Below are 2,978 nucleotides of genomic sequence, written 5' to 3'. Positions count from 1 at the left end.
CGCAGAGGGTTACTCGACGGCTTTGACCATGTCTTCGATGACCTTTTTAGCGTCGCCGAACACCATCATGGTCTTGTCCAGGTAGAACAGTTCGTTGTCCAGGCCGGCGTAGCCGCTGGCCATCGAGCGCTTGTTGACGATGATGGTCTTGGCCTTGAACGCTTCGAGGATCGGCATGCCGGCAATCGGCGATTTCGGATCGTTCTTCGCGGCCGGGTTGACCACGTCGTTGGCGCCCAGCACCAGTACCACGTCGGCCTGGCCGAACTCGGAGTTGATGTCGTCCATCTCGAACACCTGGTCGTAAGGCACTTCGGCCTCGGCCAGCAACACGTTCATGTGGCCGGGCATACGGCCGGCAACCGGGTGGATCGCATACTTCACGGTCACGCCGCGATGGGTCAGCTTCTCGGTCAGCTCTTTCAGCGCGTGCTGCGCACGTGCCACCGCCAGACCGTAGCCCGGCACGATGATCACGGTGTCGGCGTTGGTCAGCAGGAAGGTCGCGTCGTCGGCCGAACCGGACTTCACCGGACGGGCTTCCTTCGAACCCGCCGGGCCGGCCGCGTCTGCCGTATTGCCGAAGCCCCCGAGCAGCACATTAAAGAAGGAGCGGTTCATCGCCTTGCACATGATGTACGAGAGGATTGCACCGGACGAACCTACCAGCGAGCCGGCGATGATCAGCATCGAGTTGTTCAGCGAGAAACCGATGCCCGCCGCTGCCCAGCCGGAGTAGCTGTTGAGCATCGACACGACCACGGGCATGTCCGCGCCGCCGATCGGGATGATGATCAGCACGCCGAGCACGAAGGCCAACGCCAGCATCACGCCGAAAGCGGTGTAGTCGCCGGTGAGCATGAACGTCACGCCCAGGCCCAGTGTGGCCAGGCCCAGCAGCAGGTTCAGCTTGTGCTGGCCACTGAACTGTACCGGTGCCCCCTGGAACAGGCGGAACTTGTACTTGCCGGACAGCTTGCCGAAGGCGATCACCGAACCGGAGAAGGTGATTGCACCGATGGCGGCACCGAGGAACAGTTCCAGGCGGTTGCCGGCCGGGATCGCGTCACCGAGTTGCTTGACGATGCCCAGCGACTGCGGCTCGACCACGGCAGCCACGGCGATGAACACCGCGGCCAGGCCGATCATGCTGTGCATGAAGGCGACCAGCTCCGGCATCTTGGTCATTTCAACGCGTTTGGCCATGATCGAACCGGCAGTGCCGCCGATCAGCAGGCCGACGATCACGTAGACGATACCGTCCTGGGCCAGTTCGGAGCCCAACTTATAGATCAGGCCGACCGTGGTGAGGATCGCCAGGCCCATGCCGAGCATGCCGAACAGGTTGCCGCGGCGCGACGTGGTGGGGTGCGAGAGGCCCTTGAGCGCCTGGATGAAGCAGACCGAGGCGATCAAATACAGGGAAGTAACCAGGTTCATGCTCATGCTTGCTGCACCTCAGCCTTGACTGCTTCAGCTTTGGCGGCCGGAGCTTTTGCCGGCGCTTTCTTCTTGAACATTTCCAGCATGCGGCGGGTGACCAAAAAGCCACCGAATACGTTCACCGCGGCCAGGGCCACGGCCAGGGTGCCCATGGTCTTGCCCAGTGGCGTCACGGTCAAAGCCGCTGCCAGCATGGCGCCGACGATCACGATCGCCGAGATCGCGTTGGTCACCGCCATCAACGGGGTGTGCAGCGCAGGCGTGACGTTCCAGACCACGTGGTAACCGACATAGATCGCCAGCACGAAGATGATCAGGTTGTAGATACCGTCAGAGATCAGCATGTCTTCCATTGTTTTTATCCTCAGCCGTTCTTGCGCACGATCTGGCCGTCGCGGCACATCAGGCACGCGGCGACGATATCGTCTTCAAGGTTGATCACCAGTTGTCCTTCTTTATCGAACAACAGTTTCATGAAGTCCAGCAGGTTGCGGGCGTACAGCGCCGAAGCGTCAGCCGCCACGGCGCTGGCCAGGTTGGTCGGGCCCACGATGGTCACGCCGTTTTCGACGACCACCTGGTCGGCCACGGTCAGCGGGCAGTTGCCGCCCTGGGCTGCCGCGAGATCGATGACCACCGAACCCGGTTTCATCTGGGCCACGGTTTGCGCGCTGAGCAGCGTCGGTGCCTTGCGGCCGGGAATCAGCGCGGTGGTGATAACGATGTCCGCCTGCTTGGCGCGTTCGTGCACGGCCGCGGCCTGGCGCTGCATCCAGCTGGCCGGCATCGGGCGGGCGTAACCGCCGACACCGACGGCGCATTCACGCTCTTCATCGGTCTCGTAGGGCACGTCGACGAACTTGGCGCCGAGGGATTCGATCTGCTCTTTTACCGCAGGACGCACGTCAGACGCTTCGATCACCGCCCCCAGGCGCTTGGCGGTAGCGATGGCCTGCAAGCCGGCCACACCGGCACCAAGGATCAGCACGCGCGCCGCTTTCACGGTGCCCGCAGCGGTCATCAGCATTGGCATGAAACGCGGGTAGTAGTGCGCGGCCAGCAACACAGCCTTGTAGCCGGCGATGTTGGCTTGCGACGACAGTACGTCCAGGCTCTGGGCGCGGGAGGTGCGCGGCGCGGCTTCCAGGGCAAAGGCGGTAATGCCGCATTCGGCCATTTTGGTGATGGTTTCATTGCTGAACGGATTGAGCATGCCCACCACTACGGTGCCGCTCTTGATCAGGGCGAGCTCGCTGTCGCTGGGGGCGACGACTTTGAGAATCAGCTCGGCACCAAACGCATCGTTGGCGCTGCCAATGCTTGCGCCTGCCGCTTCATAGGCACTGTCGACAACGCTGGCATTAATGCCGGCGCCGCTTTGTACAGTGACCTTATGGCCCTGGCCGATCAGCTTCTTGATGGTTTCCGGGGTTGCAGCAACCCGTGTTTCACCGGTCTGGGTTTCGAGAGGAACACCAATGTGCACGTCAAATCTCCTGCGTGATCTTATTGAGTAAACCCATGCACTACGGATG

3 protein-coding genes are annotated in these 2,978 nt (G+C 62.2%); all 3 read right to left on the bottom strand.

The features are described from left to right. Positions 1 to 9 precede the first annotated feature (9 nt). From AC1RDQ_RS28460 to AC1RDQ_RS28450, 3 genes are read right to left on the bottom strand one after another with little or no spacing between them, the layout of a single operon-like run. Positions 10 to 1,446, bottom strand: a complete 1,437-nt coding sequence (locus tag AC1RDQ_RS28460; RefSeq protein WP_057714257.1) for an NAD(P)(+) transhydrogenase (Re/Si-specific) subunit beta — start codon at positions 1,444 to 1,446, stop codon at positions 10 to 12. After that, positions 1,443 to 1,796 (bottom strand): NAD(P) transhydrogenase subunit alpha part 2, encoded by a 354-nt coding sequence (locus AC1RDQ_RS28455; RefSeq protein WP_057712569.1) that lies wholly within the window; start codon positions 1,794 to 1,796, stop codon positions 1,443 to 1,445. Before AC1RDQ_RS28455 ends, AC1RDQ_RS28460 begins: the two co-directional genes overlap by 4 nt. An 11-nt stretch (positions 1,797 to 1,807) precedes the next feature. Further along, on the bottom strand, positions 1,808 to 2,929 hold the full coding sequence (locus tag AC1RDQ_RS28450; RefSeq protein ID WP_492588751.1) for a Re/Si-specific NAD(P)(+) transhydrogenase subunit alpha: 1,122 nt from the start codon (positions 2,927 to 2,929) through the stop codon (positions 1,808 to 1,810). Positions 2,930 to 2,978 lie beyond the last annotated feature (49 nt).

Source organism: Pseudomonas sp. GW823-FHT02E01 (assembly GCF_058797535.1).
This window is presented reverse-complemented; position numbering and strand designations above follow the sequence as displayed.